General features: G+C 68.1%; 12 protein-coding genes. 7 read left to right on the forward strand and 5 right to left on the reverse strand.

Annotated elements, in window-relative coordinates; genetic code table 11:
• Positions 1 to 95: 95 nt before the first annotated feature.
• Positions 96 to 953, reverse strand: coding sequence for a protein-glutamate O-methyltransferase CheR (locus NX780_RS19210; protein WP_258829487.1), 858 nt, complete (start codon positions 951 to 953; stop codon positions 96 to 98).
• Positions 953 to 5,854 carry a response regulator gene (locus tag NX780_RS19215; protein WP_258829488.1) on the reverse strand — a complete coding sequence of 1,634 codons (4,902 nt, stop codon included), beginning with the start codon at positions 5,852 to 5,854 and terminating at the stop codon, positions 953 to 955. The genes NX780_RS19210 and NX780_RS19215 overlap by 1 nt, the downstream gene beginning before the upstream one ends.
• A gap of 371 nt (positions 5,855 to 6,225) precedes the next feature.
• Between NX780_RS19215 and NX780_RS19220 the strand changes: the two genes are divergently transcribed.
• On the forward strand, positions 6,226 to 6,960 hold the full coding sequence (locus NX780_RS19220) for a helix-turn-helix transcriptional regulator (protein WP_258829489.1): 735 nt from the start codon (positions 6,226 to 6,228) through the stop codon (positions 6,958 to 6,960).
• Here the strand turns inward: NX780_RS19220 and NX780_RS19225 are convergent.
• A complete protein-coding gene (locus tag NX780_RS19225; protein ID WP_258829490.1) occupies positions 6,935 to 7,210 on the reverse strand; it encodes a helix-turn-helix domain-containing protein in 276 nt (91 codons plus the stop codon). The two genes, NX780_RS19220 and NX780_RS19225, sit on opposite strands and share 26 nt — an antisense overlap.
• 171 nt (positions 7,211 to 7,381) lie before the next feature.
• Between NX780_RS19225 and NX780_RS19230 the strand changes: the two genes are divergently transcribed.
• Positions 7,382 to 7,966, forward strand: a complete 585-nt coding sequence (locus tag NX780_RS19230) for an acyl-homoserine-lactone synthase (RefSeq protein WP_307732958.1) — start codon at positions 7,382 to 7,384, stop codon at positions 7,964 to 7,966.
• A 116-nt stretch (positions 7,967 to 8,082) separates the two neighbouring features.
• Here the strand turns inward: NX780_RS19230 and NX780_RS19235 are convergent, their stop codons facing one another.
• Complete coding sequence (locus NX780_RS19235; RefSeq protein WP_258829491.1) at positions 8,083 to 10,137, reverse strand: prolyl oligopeptidase family serine peptidase; 2,055 nt, start codon at positions 10,135 to 10,137, stop codon at positions 8,083 to 8,085.
• Positions 10,138 to 10,233: 96 nt separating this feature from the next.
• Here NX780_RS19235 and NX780_RS19240 point away from each other — a divergent pair, with 96 nt between their 5' ends.
• From NX780_RS19240 to NX780_RS19260, 5 genes are all read left to right on the forward strand, one after another.
• Positions 10,234 to 13,239 carry a CHASE domain-containing hybrid sensor histidine kinase/response regulator family protein gene (locus NX780_RS19240; protein ID WP_258829492.1) on the forward strand — a complete coding sequence of 1,002 codons (3,006 nt, stop codon included), beginning with the start codon at positions 10,234 to 10,236 and terminating at the stop codon, positions 13,237 to 13,239.
• Positions 13,240 to 13,466: 227 nt separating this feature from the next.
• Positions 13,467 to 16,877, forward strand: a complete 3,411-nt coding sequence (gene recC, locus NX780_RS19245) for an exodeoxyribonuclease V subunit gamma (protein WP_258829493.1) — start codon at positions 13,467 to 13,469, stop codon at positions 16,875 to 16,877.
• Positions 16,874 to 20,536, forward strand: a complete 3,663-nt coding sequence (gene recB / locus NX780_RS19250) for an exodeoxyribonuclease V subunit beta (RefSeq protein WP_258829494.1) — start codon at positions 16,874 to 16,876, stop codon at positions 20,534 to 20,536. The genes recC and recB overlap by 4 nt, the downstream gene beginning before the upstream one ends.
• Complete coding sequence (recD, locus tag NX780_RS19255; protein ID WP_258829495.1) at positions 20,523 to 22,472, forward strand: exodeoxyribonuclease V subunit alpha; 1,950 nt, start codon at positions 20,523 to 20,525, stop codon at positions 22,470 to 22,472. The genes recB and recD overlap by 14 nt, the downstream gene beginning before the upstream one ends.
• 197 nt (positions 22,473 to 22,669) lie before the next feature.
• The gene (locus NX780_RS19260; protein ID WP_258829496.1) at positions 22,670 to 23,755 is read left to right on the forward strand and encodes an RDD family protein; all 1,086 of its coding nucleotides are present in this window, start codon (positions 22,670 to 22,672) and stop codon (positions 23,753 to 23,755) included.
• 72 nt (positions 23,756 to 23,827) lie between these two features.
• On the opposite strand, the gene NX780_RS19265 is transcribed toward NX780_RS19260, so the two are convergent.
• Complete coding sequence (locus NX780_RS19265; RefSeq protein ID WP_258829497.1) at positions 23,828 to 24,769, reverse strand: serine hydrolase; 942 nt, start codon at positions 24,767 to 24,769, stop codon at positions 23,828 to 23,830.
• Positions 24,770 to 25,095 lie beyond the last annotated feature (326 nt).

The raw sequence follows: 25,095 nt of genomic DNA on the forward strand, positions 1-25,095 counted from the left end.
CCGACGCGTCGCAAGGAACGGCGTTGTGGCCGTACACAGTTGAGTTGAACGCGCGGATGGGAAACCCGGCTACGCGCCCCGGTCCACCCTACGGTTCACCGCACACGCTTGTACCACCCCCCATCCCCGAACAGCGGCTGGTAATCCTCCACTCCCGCATCCGTCGACTCCAGTTCCCGGTCCAGCCCCATCACCCCGAACAGCGACAGGCTGTCGCGGAACAGGCGCAGCACGCGCTGGCGCAGCAGCGGCCCGAAGTCGGGCAGGGCGCGGCGGCAGACGATGCCGTGGAACTCGTTGAAGGACGCGTCCGTCACCAGGCTGTACTGCGCCCAGGTGATCCGTTCGCGCAGGCGCGGCAGCAGGCGCGCCTCGCCGTTCGAAATCTCGAAGTAATCCGCCAGGCGCCCGCTGCCGCCGCTGGCCATGTAATGCGATTGCGAGGACGTCAGTTCCGCCTCGGGCAGGGAAGCGACCCGCATCCGGGCCAGCTGCTCGTCGCTGCCGACGGTGGCGAAGACCTGGGTGCGGGCGTAGAGCTTTTCCTCGGCCAGCACGATCGCCAGCGTCCAGGCCTCGGCCACGCCGGCCGGTTCCGCCAGCCAGACCTTGGGCAGCGCGGTCGGACGCAGGCTGTCGCCCAGCGCCGTGCGCAGCCGCCGGGTATCGTCGGGCAGGTCGAACAGGGGCGCCGGCGGCACGCCGAGGGCGCGCACCACGTCTTCCGCCACGCCGCCCTCGTGCAGCACCCGCTCCTGCAGGCTCGAGAGCGTGGCCAGGCCGCGCGCGGCGACCTGGGCGAGCAGGCGCTCGCGCAGCCGGTCGCGCCCGTAGTCGCGGAAATCGACGCCGAAGCGCTGGTACAGCGCCTCGAGCAGCAGTTCGATCTCGAGCTCCTCCGTCGCCTGGCGCTCGGCCAGGCCGGCGAAGCCGCTGATGTCGCGCGCCGTCATCAGTGCAGCCAGACCCGCATCATCGACAGCAGCTGGGCCACGTCGACCGGCTTGGTGATGTAGTCCGAGGCGCCCGCGGCGATGCACTTGTCGCGGTCACCCTTCATCGCCTTCGCGGTCAGGGTGATGATGGGCAGCGAGCGGAACTTCGGAATACGGCGGATCGCGCGCATCGTGTCGTAGCCGTCCATCTCCGGCATCATGATGTCCATCAGGACGATCTCGATGGTCGGATCCTTCTCCAGCACCTCGATGCCGTCGCGGCCGTTCTCGGCGAACAGCACCTGCATCTGCTGGCGCTCCAGCAGGGTCGAGAGCGCGAAGATGTTGCGCAGGTCGTCGTCGACGATCAGCACCTTGCGGCCGGCCAGGCCGCCGTCGAGCGCATGGATCTCTTCGAGCATGCGGCGCTGCTGCTCCGGCAGGCTGGCCTGGGAGCGGTGCAGGAACAGGGCGGTTTCGTCCAGCAGGCGTTCCGGCGAGCGGGCATCCTTGATCACGATGGTCTTGGCGTAGCGCTTGAGCTTCGTGACTTCGCCGCGCGAGAGTTCCTTGGCGGTGTAGATCACGATCGGCAGGTCGCGCAGGCGCTCGTTCTTCGTGATTCTATCCATCAGCTCGAAGCCCGAGATGTCCGGCAGGGTCAGGTCCAGCACCATGCAGTCGAAATGCTGGCTTTCCAGCGCTTCCAGGGCGGCGGCGCCGGTGTCCACGGTCACCATGTGGATGTCGGTGTTGCCGATCAGGGCCACGATGGACTCGCGCTGGGCCATGTCGTCTTCCACCACCAGCAGCGAGCGCTTGCCGCCCATCAGGAACTTCTGGATGCGCTTGAATTCTTCCTGCAGCGCTTCGCGGCCGACCGGCTTGTTGATGTAGGAGATGGCGCCCTGGCGCAGCGCGCGCTCGCGCTCGCGCAGCGAGGACATCACGTGCACCGGGATGTGGCGGGTGTTCGGGTCGCGCTTGAGGCGGTCGAGCACCGTGAAGCCATCGATGTCCGGCAGGTCGATGTCGAGCAGGATCGCCGAAGGCAGGTAGTCACGGGCCAGCGACAGGGCCGAGTCGCCGCGCTGGGTGACGATGGCCTTGAAGTTCTTCTCGCGCGCGAAGTCGAGCAGCACCTTGGCGAAGCGCTCGTCGTCCTCGACGATCAGCACCGAGGGGTCGCCCGGGGTCACCAGGCCCCGGTCGTCCAGCACCGAGGAGTATTCGACCAGCGAGGACGATTCGATGGCTTCCAGGGTCGCCACCTCGTGCAGTTCCTGCGAGGCCGGCTGGGAGGCCACCTGGCTTGGCGCCGGCGGCGGGGCCAGGCGGGCCGGCTGCGGCTGGCGGGTCTGCTCGTAGTTGATGAAGCCGGCGCGGTTGTAGGGCAGGTAGAGGGTGAAGGTCGAACCGACGTTGACGGTCGACTCCACGCGGATCTCGCCGCCCAGCAGGCGCGCCAGTTCGCGCGAGATCGACAGGCCCAGGCCGGTGCCGCCATATTTGCGCGCGGTCGAGCCGTCGGCCTGCTGGAATGCCTCGAAGATCAGCTGCAGCTTGTCGGACGGGATGCCCACGCCGGTATCCTGCACCGAGAAGGCCAGCACGGCGTCCGCGTGCACCAGGTTCGGGTGGTCGGCGGTCCAGCCGCTGTTGACCAGGCTGATGGTGAGCGAAACCTGGCCGTGGCTGGTGAACTTGAAGGCGTTCGACAGCAGGTTCTTCAGGACCTGCTGCAGGCGCGTGGTGTCGGTCATCACGGCGGTCGGCAGGTTGTCCGCCAGGTCGACCTGGAAGCCGAGGTGCTTGGCTTCCGCCATGTGGCGGAAGGTACGGTCCACGTAGTTGCGCAGGTTCGAGAAGCGGTATTCCGACACGTCCAGGGTGACGGTACCGGACTCGATCTTCGACAGGTCCAGGATGTCGTTAATCAGGGTCAGCAGGTCGGAACCGGAGCCGTGGATGGTCTTCGCGAATTCCACCTGGCGGCTCGACAGGTTGCCTTCCGGGTTGTCGGATAATTGCTGCGCCAGGATCAATAAGGAGTTTAGTGGAGTCCTCAGTTCGTGCGACATATTCGCCAGGAACTCGGACTTGTACTTCGAGGACAGGGCCAGCTGGGTCGCCTTTTCTTCCAGCGCCAGCTTGGCCTGCTCCACCTCGCGGTTCTTGCGTTCCACCTCGATGTTCTGCTCGGACAGCAGGCGCGCCTTTTCCGCCAGTTCCTGGTTGGTCTGCTGCAGTTCCTGGGCCAGCGACTGGGACTGGGTCAGCAGCGACTCGGTACGGCTGTTCGCCTCGATGGTGTTCAGCACCACGCCGATCGATTCCATCAGCTGGTCGAGGAAGGACAGGTGGGTTTCGGTGAAGCGGTCGAGCGAGGCGATCTCGATGACGGCCTTGACCTGCTGTTCGAACAGGATCGGCAGCACCACGATGTTGTTCGGCGGCGCCGAGCCCAGGCCCGAGGACACCACGATGTAGTCGCGCGGCACGTCGGTCAGCCAGATGCGGGTTTTCTCCAGCGCGCACTGGCCCACCAGGCCTTCGCCCGGCAGGAAGGAGGTCGGCAGCTTGCGGCTGCTGCGGTAGCCGTAGGAGGCGATCATGCGCAGGCGCGCGTCGGTCTCCTGCGAGTCCATCATGTAGAACACGCCGTGGTGGGCCGAGACCAGCGGGGCCAGTTCCGACAGGATCAGCTTGGTCACGGCCTGCAGGTCGCGCTGGCCCTGCAGCAGGCGGGTGAAGCGCGCCAGGTTGGTCTTGAGCCAGTCCTGCTGCGCGTTCTTCTGCGTGGTTTCCTTCAGGTTGCGGATCATCTCGTTGATGTTGTCCTTCAGGTAGGACACCTCGCCGCGCGCTTCCACCTGGATGGAGCGCGAGAGGTCGCCACGGGTCACCGCGGTCGCCACCTCGCCGATCGCGCGCATCTGGTTGGTCAGGTTCGCCGCCAGCTGGTTGACGTTCTCGGTCAAGTCCTTCCAGGTGCCGCCGACACCCGACACGTTCGCCTGGCCGCCCAGCTTGCCCTCGGTACCCACCTCACGCGCCACGCGGGTCACTTCGGACGCGAAGGAGGACAGCTGGTCCACCATGACGTTGATGGTGTCCTTCAGTTCGAGAATCTCGCCCTTCACGTCCACGGTGATCTTCTTGGACAGGTCGCCGCGCGCCACCGCGGTCGTCACCGCCGCGATGTTACGCACCTGGCCCGTCAGGTTCGAGGCCATGAAGTTCACGTTGTCGGTCAGGTCCTTCCAGGTGCCGCCCACGCCCGGCACATAGGCCTGGCCGCCCAGCTTGCCCTCGGTACCCACCTCGCGCGCCACGCGGGTCACCTCGGATGCGAAGGAGGACAGCTGGTCCACCATGACGTTGATGGTGTTCTTCAGCTCCAGAATCTCGCCCTTGACGTCCACGGTGATCTTCTTGGACAGGTCGCCGTTCGCCACCGCGGTCGTCACGTCGGCGATATTACGCACCTGGCCCGTCAGGTTCGAGGCCATGAAGTTGACGTTGTCGGTCAGGTCCTTCCAGGTGCCGCCCACGCCCGGCACGTTCGCCTGGCCGCCGAGCTTACCTTCGGTACCCACCTCGCGCGCCACGCGCGTCACCTCGGATGCGAAGGAGTTCAGCTGGTCGACCATGACGTTGATGGTGTTCTTCAGCTCCAGAATCTCGCCTTTCACGTCCACGGTGATCTTCTTGGACAGGTCGCCGTTCGCCACCGCGGTGGTCACGTCCGCGATGTTACGCACCTGGCCGGTCAGGTTACCCGCCATCGAGTTCACCGAGTCGGTCAAGTCCTTCCAGGTACCCGCGACGCCCTTCACCTGCGCCTGGCCGCCGAGTTTGCCCTCGGTACCCACCTCACGCGCCACGCGGGTCACTTCGGATGCGAAGGAGGACAGCTGGTCCACCATGACGTTGATGGTGTTCTTCAGTTCGAGAATCTCGCCCTTCACGTCCACGGTGATCTTCTTGGACAGGTCGCCGTTCGCCACCGCGGTCGTCACCGCCGCGATGTTACGCACCTGGCCCGTCAGGTTCGACGCCATGAAGTTCACGTTGTCGGTCAAGTCCTTCCAGGTGCCGCCCACGCCCGGCACGTAGGCCTGGCCGCCGAGCTTGCCCTCGGTACCCACCTCGCGCGCCACGCGGGTCACCTCGGATGCGAAGGAGCGCAGCTGGTCCACCATGACGTTGATGGTGTCCTTCAGCTGCAGGATCTCGCCGCGCACGTCCACCGTGATCTTCTTGGACAGGTCGCCGTTCGCCACCGCGGTGGTCACCTCCGCGATGTTACGCACCTGCGAGGTCAGGTTACCCGCCATCGAGTTGACCGAGTCGGTCAGGTCCTTCCAGGTACCCGCCACGCCCTTCACCTGGGCCTGGCCGCCGAGCTTACCCTCGGTACCCACCTCGCGCGCCACGCGCGTCACCTCGGAAGAGAAGGAGGAGAGCTGCTCCACCATGGTGTTCGCGGTCATCGCGGCGCGCAGGTACTGGCCCTTGAGCGGGTGGCCGTCGACTTCCAGCGCCATGGTCTGGGACAGGTCGCCCTTCGCCACCGCGCCGATGACGCGCGCCATCTCGGTGGTCGGGCGCACCAGGTCGTCGATCAGGGTGTTGACCGAACTGATGATGGTGGCCCAGCCGCCCACCACGCCCGGCAGGTCGGCGCGCTGGGTCAGGTGACCCTCGCGGCCGACGACGCGCGAGACGTCGGTGACCGTCTCGACCATCTTCTGCTTGGTTTCGATGATGTCGTTCAGGGTGTCGGCGATCTTGCCGGACACCCCGGTCCAGTCCGAGGGCATGCGCACCGAGAAGTCGCCTTTCTTCAGCGCCATCAGCGTCGTGAGCAGCAGCTTGACGTCCAACTGTTCGCCCATGTCGGTCATGTTATTCATCGACTCGATCCTTGTTTCGGTAAGTGATAGGTATATGCGGGTAGAGAGATGCGGGCACAGGGCGCATTCGGCCCGGGAGTGCCGGCGAATGTGTCATGTGAAACGATGGAAAGATACTCTTGTAAAAATTCTAGTCAAGTAGCTCGGCCGTCAAGAAGTCTTGCAAATAAGAAAATAACTGAAGGCAATCTGGCGGAGGGTAGCGTAGCCGGCCAAAAGACAGCGCACGATTAGGAGCAATGTTGTGTTGTTACGACAATTCGTGAACGTTATTTCGTCGTGTTTACGTCTGGATGTGAATTTCGGAGAGAGTTCAGCGACGCGATTCATCTAGCATAGGCATGGCTGACCGACTATTGTCCCGACGTGCCATGATCGACAATGCCCTGCTGATGGATTTGCTGGAGGCCCCGACCGACCTCTCGTGGTGTGAACGTTTGTTCGGGCTGGCGCGCGCCCAAGGCTTCGACCAGGTCCTGTACGGCGTGGTGCCCTCGCGCCACGCGCGTTTCGAAACGGCTTTCTTGCGCAGTAACTACTCGAGCGAATGGCGCAGCCGCTACGACGCCAATGGCTTCGCCTATGTCGACCCGACCGTCGGCCATTGCCTGTCGAGTACCTTGCCCCTGGTCTGGGCCCCGTCCACCTTCGGCAAGGGCGCGTCCGACGCGCTGTACGAGGAAGCCAGCGCCCACGGCATCAGGAGCGGCGTCACGCTGCCGGTGCACGGCCCGCAAGGGGAGTTCGGGGTGATCAGCTTCGTGTGCGACGCCCGTCCCGGGGTGCCGCTCGAGCGCGCGATCGCGGAGGCGATGCCGAGCCTTTCCCTGATCCGCGACTATGCCTTCGCCTCCTCCGCGCGCTTTCGCGAGGCGAAACCCGAGCCCGAGGCGCCGCGCCTGACCCGGCGCGAGCTCGAGGTCCTGCAATGGGTCATGCTTGGGAAGTCCTCATGGGAGGTCGCCCGGATCACCAACTGCTCCGAGGCGACCGTCAACTTTCACCTCGCGAACGTGCGCCAGAAGTTCGGCGTCAACACCCGCCAGCAGGCGGTCGTCAAGGCGATCGCCCTGGGCCTGATCACGCCTGAAGATCACCATCGCTGAGACGCCCGTTGACGTAGAGGCGCAGCAGGATGGCGACAGGGGCGGGGATGGCCAGGCCGGTTTCGAAGCGGCTGCCGCTCGACTGCGTGACCCCGAAGCGGCTCCAGAATTTCTCCTGGCTCTCACGCTTGGCGATGCGCAGGCGCCGCAGGTCGTGCGGCCTGGCCTGCTGGGCCGGCCCACCGCCCTGGGCAAGCTGCTGGGCTTCCAGTTCCGCAGCCAGTGCCTCGCACATCATATCGTTTGCCATATTCGCTCCCTTTCCGTTCGGTCTATGCAGATTGCAAGTATTCCACCGTCCGCGCCTCCACCGCCACCTAGCAGAGCTGATAGTTCCCGCACTGCCCATCTTGCATAAATCTTGTATGCGCATTGCATAAGTCATTACAACGACCATCCACCACTCGACTAGGGGCCGACCATGAGCATGCTGATCGACATCGCTGCACGCCGCGAATTCAAATCGAAGGATCTGTGGGAAATGCACACGCTGCGCGCCAAGGTATTCCGCGGGCGGCTGGGCTGGGAAGTGCCGGTCCTGTCCGGCATGGAGATCGACGGCTACGACGCGCTCGAGCCGCGCTACATGCTGATGCGCGAGGCGGGCGGCATGCTGCGCGGCTGCTGGCGCCTGCTGCCGACCGAAGGCCCGTACATGCTGAAGGACTCCTTCCCGCAGCTGCTCGAAGGCCGCGAGCCGCCGAGCGACCCGCTGGTGTGGGAGCTGTCGCGCTTCGCGCTGGAGACAGACGGCACGGGGAGCTACGGTTTCTCCGAGATGACCATGGAGTCGATCGAGGCCATCATCCGGCATGGCTACGAGAACGGCCTGGCGCGCTATGTGACGGTGACGACCACGGCGATCGAGCGCCTGCTGCGGCGCGCGGGCGTGGTCACCAGCCGGCTGGGGGCGCCGCAGGTGATCGGGGTCGAGACGGCGGTGGCGCTGTACGTCGAGATCGGGGCCACGTGGGAGGCGCTGTTCGCGCACCGCATGGCTTCCTGACCGAACGAAAGTGGCTTTCGTAGGGTGGGCGGCTTCGCCGGCCGCGCGTTCAACTCACGGATGCGCAGTGGCCATGCATGCCGGAGCTGAACGCGCGGTCGGCAGAGCCGACCACCCTACAAACCCAACTGGCGGTGCAGGAAGGTCCAGGTCAGGGCCCACATGCGCGCGATCTGCGCATTGTCCGCCGCGCCGGCATGCCCGCCCTCGGTGTTCTCCCAGTACAGCACGTCGTGCCCGTACTCGCGCATGCGCGCCGCCATCTTGCGCGCATGCCCCGGATGCACGCGGTCGTCGCGCGTCGAGGTGGTGAACAGCACCCGCGGCCAGTGGCCGCCCTCGGTGCGCCGGCGCACGTTCTGGTAGGGCGAGTAGCGTCCGATCGCTTCCCATTGCGCAGGAATGTCCGGGTCGCCGTACTCGCCCATCCAGGAGGCGCCGGCCAGCAGCCGGTGGTAGCGCCGCATGTCCAGCAGCGGCACCTGGCAGACCACGGCGCCGAACAGCTCGGGGCGCTGGACCATGACGGCGCCGACCAGCAGGCCGCCGTTGCTGCCGCCCATGATGCCCAGGCGCCGCGGCGTGGTGATGCCGCGCGCCACCAGGTCTTCGGCCACGGCGATGAAGTCGTCGAACGCGCGCTGGCGGTTTTCCTTGAGCGCCGCCTGGTGCCAGCGCGGCCCGAACTCGCCGCCGCCGCGGATATTGGCCAGCACATAGACGCCCCCGCGCTCCAGCCAGGCCGCGCCGCTGATGGCGCCGTAGGCCGGCTTGAGCGAGACCTCGAAGCCCCCGTAGCCGTACAGGACAGTGGGCGTGGGGCCAAGCAGCGCGGTGTCTTCCTTCATGACGGCGAAATAGGGCACGCGGGTGCCGTCTGGCGAAGCTGCCGTGAATTGCCGCACCGTAAGGCCCCCGGCATCGAAAAAGGCGGGCAGCGTTTTCAGGGACTCGCGGGTGTCGCTGCCGGCTTCCGCCAGGTAGAGCGTGGCCGGTTCGAGGAAGCCGTTCACGGTCAGGAAATACCGGTTCGAGCCGACCGCGTCGTAGGCCCAGGTCTCGACGGCCCGGGAGCCCGGCAGGCCGACGTCGCGCGCCTGCCACCTGCCGTCGACGAGGCGCTGCTCGACCAGGCGGTTGCTCACATTGTCCAGCAGGGTGAGGAGCAGGGCGTCGCGGGTCACCGTGAGGCCGTCCAGCGAGGTGCCCGGGCCCGGTTCGAACAGCAGCTGGAAGTCCCTTGCCCCGGCCAGGAAGGCGTCGAAACCGGTCGCGAGCAGCGCGCCCTGCGGGTAGCGGCGCCCACCCGTTTCCCAGTCGGAGCGCAGTTCGATCACGATCTGGCTGCGCAGCGCGAAGGCATTCGCGTCCTCCGGCTTCGGGACCTTGGCCAGGGTATCGCCCTGCAGCACGAACAGCTCGCTGCTGTAGAAGCCGATCTGGCGCTGCACGAAATCGCGCTCGAAGCCGGGCGTGGCGTCACGCCAGCCGGAGGCGGACAGGTCATCCCGTTGCGCTTCGTAGACGGTGGCCGCTTCCGCAAGCGGCTGGCCGCGGCGCCAGCGCTTCACGATGCGCGGATAGCCGGAATCCGTCATCGAGCCGGGGCCGAAGTCGGTGCCGACGAAGAGCGTGTCGCGGTCGATCCAGGCCACGTCGCTCTTCGCTTCCTCCAAAACGAAGCCGCCCTCGACGAAGCGGCAGGTGGAGAGGTCGAACTCGCGCAGCACGCGGGCGTCGCCGCCGCCGCGCGACAGCGAGACCATGCAGCGCTCGCCATCCGGCTCCAGGAAGCTGGCGCCGCCCCAGACCCAGTTTTCACCTTCCTCCCCGGCCAGCAGGTCGAGGTCGATCACGGTTTCCCAGCCTGGTGCGGCCTGGCGGTACTCCTCCAGCGTGGTGCGGCGCCAGATGCCGCGCACGTGCACGGCGTCGCGCCAGAAGTTGTAGAGCAGGCCGGCGTGGCCGCCAGGGTAGGGGATCTTGTCGGTTGAGTCGAGGATGCCCTTCAGGCGCGTGCGCAGGACGGCAAAGCCGGGATCGGCCTCGAGCTCCCCCTCGGCGAGCCCGTTTTGCGCGCGCACCCAGTCGCGGGCGCGTTCCCCGTCGACCTCTTCCAGCCAGAGGTAGGGGTCGGAATCGGGGGCTACTGTCTGGCTTGGCGTCGGCATGGCGATGTGGTGTAGGGTGAATTTCAGTGAACAAGTGCGGCGTGCGACCCCCTATACTAGCAATATCGCATCGACCGACCCGCACGCCAGGAGCACATGCCGCCACATCCGACCGACCACTACGCCTCCGGCCCGCGCCCGCTGTGGCGGCGCGCCGCGCCATGGGTGGCCGGGGTGGCGCTGTCGTTCGCGGTCGGGCTGCTGTTCCATTCCCTGGCCCTGGGCGCCGTCGAAGACGACTCGCGGCGCCGTTTCGACAATGTGGCCCAGGTGGCGCGCGAGCGGGTGGCCGCCGCCATCGCCTCGTACGCGCGGGTGCTGCGCGGCCTGAGCGCGCTGCACACGGCCGGCGAAGCGCCGCTCGACCGGCTGCGCTTTCACCGCTACGTCACGGCGCTCGGCCTGCCCGAGCAGTTCCCGGCGATCGAGGCGGTCTCCTTCGTCGCCTGGGTGCCGGATGCCCGGCGCGGCGCCTTCGTTGCCGCCGTGCGTGCCGACGACAGCGTGCGGCCCGGCGGCTATCCGGCCTTCGACATCCGCCCCGCCGGACGCCGCCCCCATTACCAGGTGATCGCCTGGATCGAACCGAGCGACCTGCCCGATGACCGCCTCGGGGTCGACATCGCCGTCCACCCGGGCGTGGCCGCCGCCCTGGCGCGCTCGCGCGACAGCGGCGGCATCAGCGCCTCCGGCCAGGTGGTGCGCATCACGCGCCCGACGCCTTCCACGGTGCTCGGCATGCGCGAACCGATCTACCTCGGCGGCGGCCTGCCGGCCACTGTCGAGGAGCGCCGCGCGCGCTACCTGGGCAGCGTCGGCATCGCCTTCTCGGTCGAGAAGCTGGTGGCGCGCGCGCTCGGGCCGGCGCAGGGGCAGCCGGTGGCCTTCAGCCTCTACACGGAAACCGCGCCGAGCCACGACCTGCCCGCCGACCGGCCGCTCGCCCTGCAGGCCGGCGACCGGCTGCTGTTTGGCCCCGAGGTGCGCGGCCGGTCGGGGATCGATGCCCCGCGCTTCACCACGCTGCTGCCGATCGACTACGCCGGCACCCGCTGGAAGGCGCATTTCACGGCCTCCCGCGCCGACATGGTGGTGGGCTACGACCGCTACCTGCCGCTGCTCGCCTTTTGCGCCGGCCTCGGCGGAACATTGCTGGCCTTCGCCTTTCTCCAGAACCTGATGCGCTCGCGCCGCGTGGCCCTCGACCAGCGCCTGCTGCTCGACTCGGTGCTGGACAACCTCGACGCCTACGTCTACCTGAAGGATGGCGAGCGCCGCTTCCTGTACGTGAACGCCAAGTGCGCCGCGCTGATCAAGCTGCCCGCGTCAAGCGTGGTGGGGCGGCGCGACATCGACCTGGTGCCCGGCCACCAGGCCGATGCTTCCTGGGAGCGCGACCGCGAGGTGCTCGAGAGCGGCCGCCGCAGCGCAACCCAGGTCGAGCACATCCAGCCCGACGGCAGCATCCGCCAGATGTGGAGTGTGCGCGTGCCGCTGCAGCACGAAGGCGCGCCGCCGGCCGTGCTGTGCGTCTCGACCGACATCACGACGCTGCACGAGCTGAAAGCGCGCGCCGACGCGGCCAACCAGGCCAAGAGCGACTTCCTGTCGAACATGAGCCACGAGATCCGCACGCCGATGAACAGCATCATCGGCATGACGCACCTGGCGCTGCAGTCGAACACCGACCCGGCCCAGCGCGGCTACCTCGACAAGATCTACCACTCGGGCCAGCACCTGCTGGGCATCATCAACGACATCCTCGACTTTTCCAAGATCGAGGCCGGCAAGCTGGAACTCGACGCCGTCGGCTTCATGCTGGACGCGCTGCTGCACAACGTCGAGTTGCAGCTGGGCCAGGCGGCGGCGGGCAAGGGACTGGGCTTCGACGTCGAGGTGGCGCCCGAGCTGATGCGTCCGGTGCGCGGCGACCCGCTGCGCCTCGAGCAGGTGCTGCTGAACTTCGCCGGCAACGCCATCAAGTTCTCCGAGCATGGCCGCATCGAGCTGCGCGCCCGGCTGGCGCGCGCCTTCGGTCCCGAACTGCTGGTGCGCTTCGAGGTGCGCGACAACGGCATCGGCATCGCGCCCGAACACCAGGCCGGCCTGTTCAGGCCCTTCCACCAGGCCGACCAGTCGACCACCCGGCGCCATGGCGGCACCGGCCTCGGGCTCGTGATCAGCAAGCAGCTGGCGGAACTGATGGGCGGCGAGGTCGGGGTCGAAAGCAGTCCAGGCATGGGCAGCACCTTCTGGTTCACCGCCAGGCTGCGCCTCGAGGAGAGCGCCGCCACCGCCGGCCTGGGCGCGGCCCCGTCGCCGCAGGCGCCGCGCCTGGACGGCTGCGCCGTGCTGCTGGTCGAGGACAATCCCTTCAACCAGCAGGTCGGACGCGAACTGCTGGCCCAGGCCGGCGCCGCGGTGGTGGTGGCCGGCAACGGCCAGGAAGCGCTCGACGAGATGGCGCGCCACCGCTTCGACTGCGTGCTGATGGACGTGCAGATGCCGGTCATGGACGGCCTGGCGGCGACCCGCCGGATTCGCGCCGACCCGGCGCTTGCGGACACCCTGGTGATCGCGATGACGGCCAATGCCGGGGTCGACGACCGCAGGCGCTGCCTGGAAGCGGGCATGAACGAATTCCTGTCCAAGCCGGTGGTGCCGGAACTGCTGGCGGCGACCATCGCGCGCTGCCTCGGGCGAACCTCGGCGCCGGCGCCGGACGTGGCGCCGCAGCCACAGCCGGGCACGGGACCGATCGACCTCGCGCTGCTGGAAGCCACCTTCGACGGGGACCGTGAACGCATGCGTAAATATGCCTTCATGTTCCTGGCGACCACGCGCGACGCCCTGGCCGAGATCGACGTCGCCCTCACCAAGGGCGACCTGGCGGCCGCGGCGGCGGTGGCGCACCGCATCAAGTCCTCGGCGCGGGCGGTGGGAGCGATCGCCTTCGCCGCCGTCTGCGAGGACCTGGAAGGGCAGGAAGGGCGCCCGGCCCAGGCGCGGGCGCTGGCGGCCCGGCTGCGGGCCCAGCTGGCGCGTATCGAACGCGACGTCACGGCCAGGCTCGGCGCCCGGGAGGCAGACCAATCCTCGTAGGGTGGACGGGGACGCCTAGTCGGCTTCGCCGTCCGCGCGTTCAACTACCTTGTGAATGGATGCGCTGCTTGCAATTCACATACTGTTTGAACGCGCGGACGGGAATTCAGTCCACTGGACTAAATTCCCCCGTCCACCCTACGACAAAGCGCCGTGGCGAACGCCTTGCACTTTCGCCAGCGCCTCAAAAAGAGTATCCTTGGCGCCTGAGCAGCCCAACCATACCGATGTCTTCCCCGATCACCCCCGGCTTGTTAATTTTGCATGGCAACCAGATGGAGTTGCTGCGCAGCGCCATGTTCGACTGGATCCGCAGCCACCCGCTCGGCCCCCTCGAGCAGGAGACGATCCTGGTGCAGTCGAACGGGGTGGCCGAGTGGCTGAAAATCGCCCTGGCCGAGGACATGGGCGTGTGCGCCGCCACCCGCGTGGCGCTGCCGGCGCGCTTCCTGTGGGAAGCCTACCGCGGCATGCTGGGGCGCGACCGCGTACCCACCCGCGCCCCTTTCGACAAGGACCCGCTGACCTGGCGCCTGATGCGCCTGCTGCCGGGGCTGATGCACGACGCGAGTTACGCCCCGCTGGCGCAATTCCTCGGTGACGGCTGCCCGGAGCGCCGCCTGCAACTGGCCCAGCGCCTGGCCGACCTCTACGACCAGTACCAGGTCTACCGCGCCGACTGGCTCGAAGACTGGGAAGCGGGCCGCGACCAGCTGCGCCGGGCTGTGGGCGACCCGGTGCCGCTCGGCCCGGACCTGAAATGGCAGGCCTGCCTGTGGCGCGAGATCCACGCCAGCCTGGCGCAGGAAGACCGCGTCACCGGCCGCGCCACCATCCACCAGCAATTCCTGGCGGCGATCGAATCGGGCCGCAAGCCCGTGTCGCCGCTGCCGCGCCGGGTGATCCTGTTCGGCATGTCGACCCTGCCGTACCAGACCCTGCAGGCGATCGCCGCGCTGTCGCGCCACACGCAGGTGCTGTTCGCGGTGCCGAATCCCTGCCGCTTCTACTGGGGCGACATCATCGAGGGCCGCGAACTGCTGAAGGCCGCGCGCAGGCGCCAGCCGAGCCGTCCGGGGCTCGAGCTCGCCGCCGTGCCGCTGGAAGAGCTGCATGCCCACGCCCATCCGCTGCTGGCGAGCTGGGGCCGGCAGGGACGCGACTTCGTGCGCATGCTGGACGAATTCGACAACGGCGAAGGCGCGCGTTACGAAAACATGCGCGTCGACCTGTTCGACGACGAGGAGGGCAGTTCGCTGCTGTCCCAGGTGCAGGCGGCGATCCGCGACCTGCTGCCGCCCTCGGAACACCCGCAGGCGCCGCCCGCGCTTGAGGACCGTTCGATCGAGTTCCACATCACCCACAGCGTGCAGCGCGAAGTCGAGGTGCTGCACGACCAGCTGCTGTCCTGGTTCGCCCAGGACCCGAGCCTGCGTCCGCGCGACGTGGTCGTGATGGTGCCCGACATCGATACCTTCTCGGCCGCCATCCACGCCGTGTTCGACCAGCACCGCAGCAAGGACCCGCGCCACATTCCCTTCGAGATCGGCGACGTGCGCGACCGCAGCGTGAATCCGCTGCTGGTGGCGCTCGAGTGGCTGCTGCGCCTGCCGCAACAGCGCTGCCGCCAGAGCGAGGTGCGCGACCTGCTGGACGTGCCGGCGGTGGCCGGCCGCTATGGCCTGGTCGCCGAGGACCTGCCCATCCTGGGCCGCTGGATCGAAGGCTCCGGCGTGCGCTGGGGCCTGGACCGCGAACACCGCGCCGGCCTCGGCCTCGGCTCGGCCGGCGAGCAGAACGCCTGGATCTTCGGCGTGCGCCGCATGCTGCTCGGCTACGCCAGCGGCGCAGGCGCCAGCTTCGGTGATATCGAGCCGTATGCGGAAGTGGGCGGCCTGGACGCGGCGCTGGCCGGTTCGCTGGCCCAGTTCATCGAGACCTTGCTGGCATGGCGCGCCGAACTCGTGAAGCCGCGCACGCCGGGCGAATGGGGCGTGGCGGCGCGCGCGCTGCTGCACGCCTTCTTCCACCCGAGCAGCGAGGCCGATCGCCTGACGCTGGCCCAGCTGAACGAAGCGCTGCAGTGCTGGCTGGAGACCGTCGATGCCGCGGAGTTCGACGAACCGGTGCCCCTGAGCGTAATGCGCGAAGCCTGGCTGGCGGAGCTCGACCAGCCGACCCTGAACCACCAGTTCGTCTCGGGCGGCGTGACCTTCTGTACCCTGATGCCGATGCGCGCCGTGCCTTTCCGCGTGGTCTGCCTGCTCGGCATGAACGACGGCGACTTCCCGCGCCGTGCGAGCCAGGCGGACTTCGACCTGCTGGCGCTGCCCGGCATGGCGCGTCCCGGCGACCGTTCGCGCCGCGACGACGACCGCTACCTGATGCTGGAAGCGCTGCTGTCCGCGCGCGACAAGCTCTACGTGAGCTGGGTCGGCCGCAATGTGCGCGACAACAGCGAGCAGCCGGCTTCGGTGCTGGTCGCCCAGTTGCGCGACTACCTGAAGGCCGGCTGGAACCTCGACCTGTCCGAACGCACGGTCGAACACGCGCTGCAGCCCTTCAGCCGCCGCTATTTCGAGCGCGGCGGCTTGCTCACCTATGCGGGCGAATGGCGCTCGGCGCACGGCCTGGAAGAGGGCGGGCGCCTGGGCGACGCGCTGCCGCCCTACGAGCTGGAGCCGGGCTTCGTGCTGAAACTCGGCGAGCTGGCCGCGTTCCTGCGCCAGCCGGCCCGCTACTTCTTCCGCCGCCGCCTGGGCGTGGTCTTCGCCGACGCCGCCGTGGTGGGCGAGGACGAGGAACCGTTCTCCCTCGATGCACTGGAACGTTACTTCATCGAAGATCACCTGCTCGACGACAGCGGTGAGCCCGAGACGCTCCATGCCGTGCGCAGCACCTTGAACGAGCGCGCCTCGCGCCTGGCGCGCGAAGGCGTGCTGCCGATCGGCCTTGTCGGCCGCCAGTGGCAGCAGGAGCTGGTCGAGGGCCTGGTGCCGGTGCGCAGCGCCTGGCTGTCCCTGGGCGCGCGCTTCCCGCACGCGGCGCCCAAGCGCGCCGTCAGCCTCGCACTGAACGATGCGCATGGGGAACACCTTGTGCTGGACGACTGGATCGACCGCCTGCGCACCAATGGCGAGGAAACCGCCTGGCTGATGCAGGTGTCGTCGAAGGTGCTGGACAAGGAGGGACGCCCGCGCGGCGACAAGCTGATCAAGCCCTGGCTGCGCCAACTGGCCGCCAGCGCCTCCGGCATGCCGGTCGCCGGCCACCTGGTGGCGCGCGACGCGGTGCTCACCATGGCGCCGCTCGATCCGGTCGAGGCGGCGGCCATGCTGCACGACCTGGCCGACCTGTGGCGCAGGAACCTGGACCGTCCGTTGGCCGTCGCATGCAAGACAGCGCTGGCCCTGCTGCGCGAGGGCGGGAAGGACGCCGACGCGCGCCTGGTCTACGATGGCGGCTACGAGAGGTCGGGCGAGGTGGCGGAACTGTGCCTTGCGCGCCTGTGGCCGGATTTTTCCAGCCTGGCGGCCGCAGGCGACTGGCCGCACATCGCGCGTGACCTGTATGGTCCGCTGGCCGACTGGATCGAGTCGAGCGTGCAGGTGGCGCCGCTCGGGGGAGGCGAGGCATGAGCCAGCACCTGGAACCCTTGGGCTTTCCGCTGCATGGCACGCGCCTGATCGAGGCCTCGGCCGGCACCGGCAAGACCTGGACCATCGCCGCCCTCTACCTGCGCCTGGTGCTGGGCCATGGCGGCGAGGCCGCCTTCCCGCGTCCGCTTCTGCCGAGCGAAATCCTGGTCATGACCTTCACCCGCGCCGCCACGCGCGAGCTGGCCAATCGCGTGCGCGAGCGCCTGGTCGAGGCGGCGGCCTACTTTCGCGGCCAGCTCGACATCGACGATCCCTACCTGCGCGCGCTGCAGGGCGCCTATCCGGACGAGGGCGAGCGCAACGTCGCCGCCCACCGCCTGGTGCTGGCGGCGGAAACCATGGACGAGGCGGCGATCTTCACCATCGACGCCTGGTGCCAGCGCATGCTGCGCGAGCACGCCTTCGACTCGGGCAGTCTGTTCGACGAAGAGCTGGTGAGCGACGAACGCGCCCTGTTCGAGGACGCGGCCCACGACTACTGGCGCCAGCACGTCTATCCGCTCGGCGCGAACGCACTGGCCACGGTGCTGGATTCCTGGGGCGACGTCGAGGCCTTGAAACGTGACGTGCGCGAGCTGGTCAAGCGCACCCACCTGCTGGAGCCCTGCGGGGAAGAGCCGCTGGGCGTGCTGGTCGCGCGCCTGCAGCAGGCCCAGTGGGCGGAGCTGGCGCGCCTGAAGGAAGGCTGGCTGGATCGCGCCGACGAGATGGAGCGCTGGATCGCCGGACACCGCGAGCGCCAGCCGAAGTGCTTCAACGGCACGATGATGAAAGCGGCATCTCTGGTCCAGTGGTTCGAGGCGCTGCGCGCATGGGCGCTTGATCCCCGGATGTTGACGCCGGACCTGAACGAGACGGCCTGGCGCCGCCTGACGCCGGGCGGAATCGAAGAAGCATTCGCCAAGAACTTCCAGGCCGAGGTGCCGTCCTGCTTCGGCTGCATCGCGCCCCTGCAGGAAGCGCTGCGGCAGCTCCAGCCGCTTGCGCATGCGCTGCTGCGCCACGCCTCCCACCACATCGCGGCCCGCATCCGCGAGCTGAAGGCGCGCAATCGCCAGTTCGGGTTCGCCGACATGCTCGAGCGCCTCAAGACAGCCCTCGAGGGCCCGAACGGCGAGGCGCTGCGCCAGCGCATCGTGCTGCAGTTCCCGGTGGCGATGGTCGACGAATTCCAGGACACCTCGCCGGACCAGTACCGCATCTTCGATTTGCTCTACCGCGTCGCCGCCAACGACCCGCAGCAGGGGCTGTTCCTGATCGGCGACCCGAAGCAGTCGATCTATGGCTTCCGCGGCGCCGACATCCACAGCTACCTGGCCGCGCGCCGCGCCACGCAAGGGCGCCACTACCAGCTCGGGACCAACTACCGTTCGACTGCTCAACTGGTCGAGGCGGTGAACCAGCTGTTCCGGCATGCCGAGGAAGACCCTGACGGCTATCCGGCCGGCGCCTTCCGCTTCCGCAAGGGCATCGAAAATCCGCTGCCCTTCGAGGCGGTGCAAGCCAAAGGCCACCGCGAGCGCCTGGTGGGGGCCGACGGGCCCGCGCATGCGATGTCGGTCTGCTGCGCCGGTCCGATGAACCAGGACGAGTACCGCGAATTCTTCGCCCAGCACTGCGCCGAACACATCGTCGGCCTGCTGGGCGACGAGCGGGTCGGCTTTTCAAGCGGCGAACGTTTCCGCCGCCTGATGCCGGCCGACGTCGCCATCCTGGTGCGCGACCGTCGCGAGGCCGCCGCCGTGCGCCGCGCCCTGGTCGAGCGCAAGGTGGCCAGCGTCTACCTGTCCGACAAGGACTCGGTGGTCAAGAGCGAAGAGGCGGCCGACGTGCTGCGCTGGCTGTACGCGGTCGCCAATCCGCTCGACGGCGTGCTGGCGCGCGCGGCCTTCGCCACCCGCACGGCAGGGTTGCCGCTGGGGGAACTGGCCAGCCTGTCCGCCGACGAGGCGGCCTGGGAAGCGCGCGTCGAACAGCTGAAGAACCTGCACGGCGCCTGGCAGCGCCAGGGCGTGCTGGCCATGCTGCGCCGCTTCGTCCACGAACTCGGCCTGCCGGCCCGCCTGCTGCGCGAACCGGGCGGCGAGCGGCGCCTGACCAACCTGCTGCACCTGGCCGAGCTGCTGCAGGAAGCCAGCGCCCAGCTGGAAGGCGAGCAGGCCCTGATCCGCTGGCTGGCCGAGGAGATCGAGAGCGTCGGCGAGGACCAGGGCGAGAATAGCGGGCGGGTGCTGCGCCTGGAGAGCGACGCCGAACTCGTGAAGGTGGTCACGGTGCACAAGTCCAAGGGCCTGGAGTATCCGCTGGTCTACCTGCCGTTTGCCGTCACGGCGCGCCGCACCGAGAAGGGAAAGCGCAGCTTCTTCGAGTTCGTCACCGACGATGGCGCGCGCCGTCTCGACCTGTGGCAGGGCGACGAGGCGCTGCAGGCGGTCGACCGCGCGCGCCTGGAGGAAGACCTGCGCCTGCTCTACGTGGCACTGACGCGCGCACGCCACTTCCTGTGGCTGGGCGTGGCGCCGATCAGCGGCCGCAGCAGAACCGGGAATCACCTGCACGATTCAGCCCTCGGCTACCTGCTGGGCGGCGGCGCGAAGATCGAGGCCGAACGCCTGCGCGAGCGCCTGGAGCAGCTGCGCGGGAATGTCGAGGGCATCGTGCTGCACGACCTGACGACGCTTGATGCACGCACCCTGCTGGCGAGGGAGGATGTGCGCCCGGACCTGCTGGCGCCGCCGCGCTACGAGGCGCGTTTCGAGAAGGACTGGTCGATCGGCTCGTTTACATCGCTGGTGCGTCACGCAGCGCATCGTCCCGACCTTGCACCGCCGACGCCGATGACCGCGCAGGAAGCGACGCTGCTGGAAGAAGACCCGCAGCTGACCACGCCGCCGCGCATCGAGGACACGCCCTGGCACCGCTTCCCGCGCGGTTCGGTGCCCGGCAATTTCATGCACGAGCAGCTCGAATGGATGGCGCAGGAGGGCTTCCACCAGGCCGACGAGCCGGAATTCCTCGCGCGCCTCGGCCAGCGCATCGATCGCGCCGGCTGGGGCCACCGCCAGGAAGATGCGCTGGCCTGGCTGCACATGGTCGCGACGACGCCGCTGCCGCCGATCGGCATCGCCCTGTGCGGCCTGCGCGATCCGGTGCCGGAGCTGGAATTCTGGTTCCCCAGCGAGCGCCTCGATGCGGTGAAGCTGGACCAGCTTCTCCGCACCCACATCCTGCGTGGCCTCGAGCGCCCGGTCCTGCCGGAGCGTGTGCTGCACGGGATGCTCAAGGGCTTCGCCGACCTCGTGTTCGAGCACGATGGCCGCTTCTGGGTGCTCGACTACAAGACCAATGCGCTCGGTCCGGGCGACAGTGCCTATACCCGGGCCGCGATGGAACTCGGCATGCTGGACCACCGCTACGACATCCAGGCCACGATCTACACGCTGGCCCTGCACCGCCTGCTGCGCGCGCGCCTGGGCGACAGCTATTCTCCGCGCCGCCAGCTGGGCGGGGCGATCTTCCTCTTCCTGCGCGGGATCGCGAACGAGGACACGCGCGGCTGCTGCGTGTTGCCGCCGGATTTCGAACTGCTGGGTGGGCTGGAAAGCCTGCTGGACAAGGACGGCCATGGCGAAGCCTGAAGCAAACATCGACACCCTGTGGGCCGAGCTGGCGCGCCTGGCGGAAGAGGGCGAGCTGCGCCGCCTGTCCTGCGCCTTCGCGCGCTTCGTGGCAACGCTCGGCGCCGCCCCGCCGGCCCTGGTGCTGGCATCGGCGGTCCTGTCCGAGCTGGAAGGCCACGGCCACAGCTGCGTGCAGCTGGCCGACCTCGGATCCGGTCCGGCAGAGCTGCTGGGCTGGAGCGAGGAACAGTGGAAGGATCTCGCGCGCGCCGCCGGCCCGCTGCCCAGGACCGGCAAGGCCTGGGCCCAGCTCCTCGCCGGCTGCCAGCAGGTCTGGGACCGCGATGCCTTCGACTACGACCAGCCGCTGGTGCTGGACGGCGAACGCCTCTACCTGCGCCGCTACTGGCGCGACGAAACCCTGGTGGCGCAGGCCGTGCGCGAGCGCGCCCTGCAGGCCAGGGAAGTCGATGCCGGCACCGTGCGCGGCTGGCTGGACCTGCTGTTCGCCTCCGACCGCCAGGCCGAGGGCCCGGACTGGCAGAAGCTGGCCTGCGCCATCGCCCTGCGCGGTTCGGTCGCCATCATCACGGGCGGCCCCGGCACCGGCAAGACCTATACCGTGGCGCGCCTGCTGGCGCTCCTGTTCGCGACCGCGCCGGAAGCCGGCAGCCAGCGCATCGCCCTGGCCGCGCCGACCGGCAAGGCGGCCGCGCGCTTGAAGCAGTCGATCGACAAGGCGCTGGGCGAGCTGGCGGACCGGGTCGGCCCGCGCCTGCCCCTGCGCGAACTGACCCTGCGCATGGGCGCGGCGCGCACCCTGCATAGCCTGCTGGGCGCGCGTCCGGACAGCCGCGCATTCGCCCACCACCGCGGCAACCCGCTCGACGTGGACGTCCTGATCGTCGACGAAGCCTCGATGGTGCACCTGGAGATGATGGCGTCCCTGCTCGACGCGCTCCCCCCTGGCGCGACCCTGATCCTGCTGGGCGACAAGGACCAGTTGGCCTCGGTGGAGGCGGGCGCGGTGCTGGGCGACCTGTGTCACGACGCCCAGGCCGGCGCCTACAGCCGCGCGACCTGCGACTATGTGCAAGCCGCCTGCGGCGAAACCCTCCCGGGCGACTTCCTCGGCGACGGCGGCCCGCTGGCCCAGCAGACCGTGATGCTGCGCCACAGCCGCCGCTTCGGCGGGCCGATCGGCCAGCTGGCCCTGGCCGTGAACGCGGGCGACGCGGTGCGCGCGGAAAGCGTGCTGCGTAGCGGGCAGGACGGCGTGCGCTGGATCGAGAACGCCCAGCAGCAGCACGTCCTGCAACTGGCCCAGTCCGGATATGGTTCTTATCTGGACGTGTTGAATACGGGCTTGAAAGCCGGATTCAACACGAATCGTGAAGAGTGGGTGCGCCAGGTCCTGCAGCGCTTCGAATCCTTCCGCATCCTGTGCGCGGTGCGGGACGGTGAATGGGGTGTGTCGGGCCTGAACGAGGCGGTGGCCGGCCGCCTGGCCCAGGCCGGCCTGCTGCGCCCGCAGGGCGAGTGGTATGTCGGGCGGCCGGTGATGGTCACCCGCAACGACTACACGACCTCGGTCTACAACGGCGACATCGGCGTGACCCTGCCGGATCCGGCGCGTCCCGGTGCGCTGCGTGTCTATTTCCTGGAGGGCGACAAGGTCCGCAGCGTGCTCGCCACCCGCCTGCGCAATGTCGAAACGGCTTTTGCCATGACCGTGCACAAGTCGCAGGGCTCGGAATTCCGCCACACCGTGCTGGCGCTGCCGCGCGAACGCGGCGCCGTCCTCACGCGCGAGCTGGTCTACACGGGCATCACCCGCGCCAGCGAGCAGTTCACCCTGGTGTCGCCGGCCGGCGCCGTGCTGGCGGAAGCCATCGCGTTGCGCACCCACCGCACCAGCGGCCTGCGTGGCATGATCGGGACCCCGGCGCGCTGAGGTGCCAGCCCTCGCCGCTTGATCCAGCGTAAGGGCAGGGCGTGTGCACGTTTCCACGACTGAACCCGGCGGCTTTCCCCGCAGTCTTACTATCGTTTGCGAAATCGACATTTGCCACCCTGGGAAACAGGTGAACATCCGGGGTGACGCCGGTGGCGCCGCATGGCAAGCGCGCCACCGGCCAATCTGGAGCTGCCATGCGGCGAGATGCCCCGAATGCGGTGCCCCACGCTTCCCACCTCGATGGCCACGCGCTGGCCCGGGCACGCTTCGCCCTGCCGAGCGAGGTCCCGGCGCGCGCCTGGCCGCGCTGGTTCGCCCGCACCTTCGACGTCTGGTGGCATACGGGCCTGGTCGCCACGGTGCTCGGCTACACCCTGTGCCGTACCTCGCCGGGTTTCCTGCGCTGGCTCGAAACCCCCTTCGGCTGGAAGCTGTTCGGCCTGGCCTGCATCCCCGCGGGCCTGCTGCTGGATGCGCTGGTGCAGAAGGTGGCGGGCAATACGCCGGGCAAGGCCATGCTGGGCCTGCGGGTGGTGACGGCGGACGGCCGCTTCCCCGGGCTCAGGGAAATCCTCGGGCGCAATATGGGGGTCTGGAGCGCCGGCTTCGGCTTCGGCCTGCCGGCCGTCTCCCTGCTCACCATGGCGCGCCAGGGCCTGCGGCTGCGTCGCGGCGAAGCTGCGAGCTACGACGACGATTATTTCCTGGTGCGCGCGCGGCCGGTGCGATGGTGGCGCAAGATCGTTTTCGGCATGTCCTTCTTCTTCCTCTTCCTGGTCGTGGTGGTGCTCGACGCGATGGACCGCCAGGACAGCCGCGAGATGGCCGCCGTGCTGGCCGCTTCGCCCTATGCCTGGACCAATCCCGCCACCGGACGCATGGTGACGGTGCCGCCGCAATGGCGTCACGAAACGTTTACCGACGAGGATGGCCTTGTGCTCCACGTGTTCACCGAACACACCGAGCACGCCGTGGTCCTGCTGGCGCGCGAGGCACATGGCGAGGCGACCATTGCGCAATACTCGCGCGCGCTCGTGGAGCGGCTGGAGAACCAGTTCGCGCTGCCCGGCGGCCAGCTCGAAGACTTCCGCGGCAAGTCGTCCTGGCTCGTGACGGGGGAGGAAAAGGACGGCACGGCGCGCGTGCGCCTGCGTGTGGTCGAAGTCAATGGCGCCGCCTGGCGGGTGATGGCGATGCAGTCGCCGCCGGCCGCCTACACGGACGAACTGGTGCTGGCGCTGGAGCAGGGCTTGTGGGATACGGTGACGCCGCGCGAGTAGCCGGGCACGGCAGCTGCCAATAGAAAAGGGGCCTTGCGGCCCCTTCGTCTTGCTGCGCACAGCGGCGCTGGATTACTTCTTGCGGCGCTTCGGCACCACCTTGGTTTTGCTGCGCTTCTTCACGGCCTTGATCTTGGTCTTGCCGGCGCTTGCCTTGATGCGGGCGCGGCTCGAGGAGGCCTTGTAGCGCGGGGCGCGGTTCGAGGCGCGCGCCACGACGGGCGCCTTTTCGCCGGTGATGAAGCGACGGATGTTGAGCGCGTCCAGGATGCGGGCCGAGGAGGCGCCGGCATTGAGCAGCACCATGGTCGCGTTCTTGCCGCCGGCCTTGATGTTCATGATCAGGCAACGGCCGGCTTCCTGGATGTAACCGGTCTTCGACAGGCCGATGTCCCAGCCCTTGGCGCCGACCAGGCGGTTGGTGTTGCGGTACTCGACTTCGCGGCCGTTGATGTTGATCAGGTCCTTCGACTCGGTGGTCATGGCCGTGATCTCGGGATACTTGCTCGATGCGGCGGCCATCTTGACGAGGTCGCCGGCGGTGGAGCGGTTGCGCGGGTTCAGGCCGGTCGGCTCTTCGATCACGGTCTGGGTCATGCCCAGCACCGCGATCTTGTGGCGCACCGCCGCCTTGAAGCCTTCCTTGCCGCCCGGGAAGGTGCGTGCCAGTGCGGCGGCGGCGCGGTTATCCGAGGACATCAGGGCCAGCTGCAGCACGTCGCGGCGCGAGATCAGGGCGCCGACCGGCACCCGCGAGCTGCTGTGCTTGACGGTGTCGACGTCGCTGCGGTCGATCTCGATCAGCTCGTCCATGTCCTGCTTGGCGTCCAGCACGACCATGGCGGTCATGAGTTTGGTCAGCGAGGCGATCGGCACGACGCGATCGGCATTCTTCTCGATCAAAATCTTGCCGGTGTCATCTTCTACCACGAGCACCGACTGCGAGCCGAACGGTACCGCGAATGCGGAAACCGAAATGGACATCACAACGGTGGCAAACAATTTTTTGAGCATTGTCGGGTCAGGAAAGGGTTGCGTTGAGCGGGGCGGCGCAGTGTCAATACATTTAGCGCGCAGTCAACTGTCTAGCTGTAGGGCAACTACAGAGATTGAACGATAGCATCATGATTGATGCATGTCTATGGCGCACGGGCAAAAATGGGCTTGTGAACGGGTATTTTTATGCAGAATAACGACGAGCATGGCAAGCTGTCCATGAGAATGGTCAGTCTGACTCCAGAACCCCTGTCACAAAAACAAGGCTGTGTTCGCGTTAATTATGCTCTCGCAGCTGCCTTCACTAAGCTTGTCGTACCGCAGTACACAGCCACTGCGCTGGT

The organism is Massilia agri (assembly GCF_024753255.1).
In the GTDB taxonomy this organism is placed as follows: domain Bacteria; phylum Pseudomonadota; class Gammaproteobacteria; order Burkholderiales; family Burkholderiaceae_D; genus Telluria; species Telluria agri.

Bases quoted from the DNA above. Each gene is read 5' to 3' on its own strand.
- recC (WP_258829493.1), top strand. From the start codon at position 13,467: ATGTCTTCCCCGATCACCCCCGGCTTGTTAATTTTGCATGGCAACCAG.
- NX780_RS19220 (WP_258829489.1), top strand. From the start codon at position 6,226: ATGATCGACAATGCCCTGCTGATGGATTTGCTGGAGGCCCCGACCGAC.
- recB (WP_258829494.1), top strand. From the start codon at position 16,874: ATGAGCCAGCACCTGGAACCCTTGGGCTTTCCGCTGCATGGCACGCGC.
- recD (WP_258829495.1), top strand. From the start codon at position 20,523: ATGGCGAAGCCTGAAGCAAACATCGACACCCTGTGGGCCGAGCTGGCG.
- NX780_RS19265 (WP_258829497.1), bottom strand. From the start codon at position 24,769: ATGCTCAAAAAATTGTTTGCCACCGTTGTGATGTCCATTTCGGTTTCC.
- NX780_RS19260 (WP_258829496.1), top strand. From the start codon at position 22,670: ATGCGGCGAGATGCCCCGAATGCGGTGCCCCACGCTTCCCACCTCGAT.
- NX780_RS19210 (WP_258829487.1), bottom strand. From the start codon at position 953: ATGACGGCGCGCGACATCAGCGGCTTCGCCGGCCTGGCCGAGCGCCAG.
- NX780_RS19215 (WP_258829488.1), bottom strand. From the start codon at position 5,854: ATGAATAACATGACCGACATGGGCGAACAGTTGGACGTCAAGCTGCTG.
- NX780_RS19240 (WP_258829492.1), top strand. From the start codon at position 10,234: ATGCCGCCACATCCGACCGACCACTACGCCTCCGGCCCGCGCCCGCTG.
- NX780_RS19235 (WP_258829491.1), bottom strand. From the start codon at position 10,137: ATGCCGACGCCAAGCCAGACAGTAGCCCCCGATTCCGACCCCTACCTC.
- NX780_RS19230 (WP_307732958.1), top strand. From the start codon at position 7,382: ATGAGCATGCTGATCGACATCGCTGCACGCCGCGAATTCAAATCGAAG.
- NX780_RS19225 (WP_258829490.1), bottom strand. From the start codon at position 7,210: ATGGCAAACGATATGATGTGCGAGGCACTGGCTGCGGAACTGGAAGCC.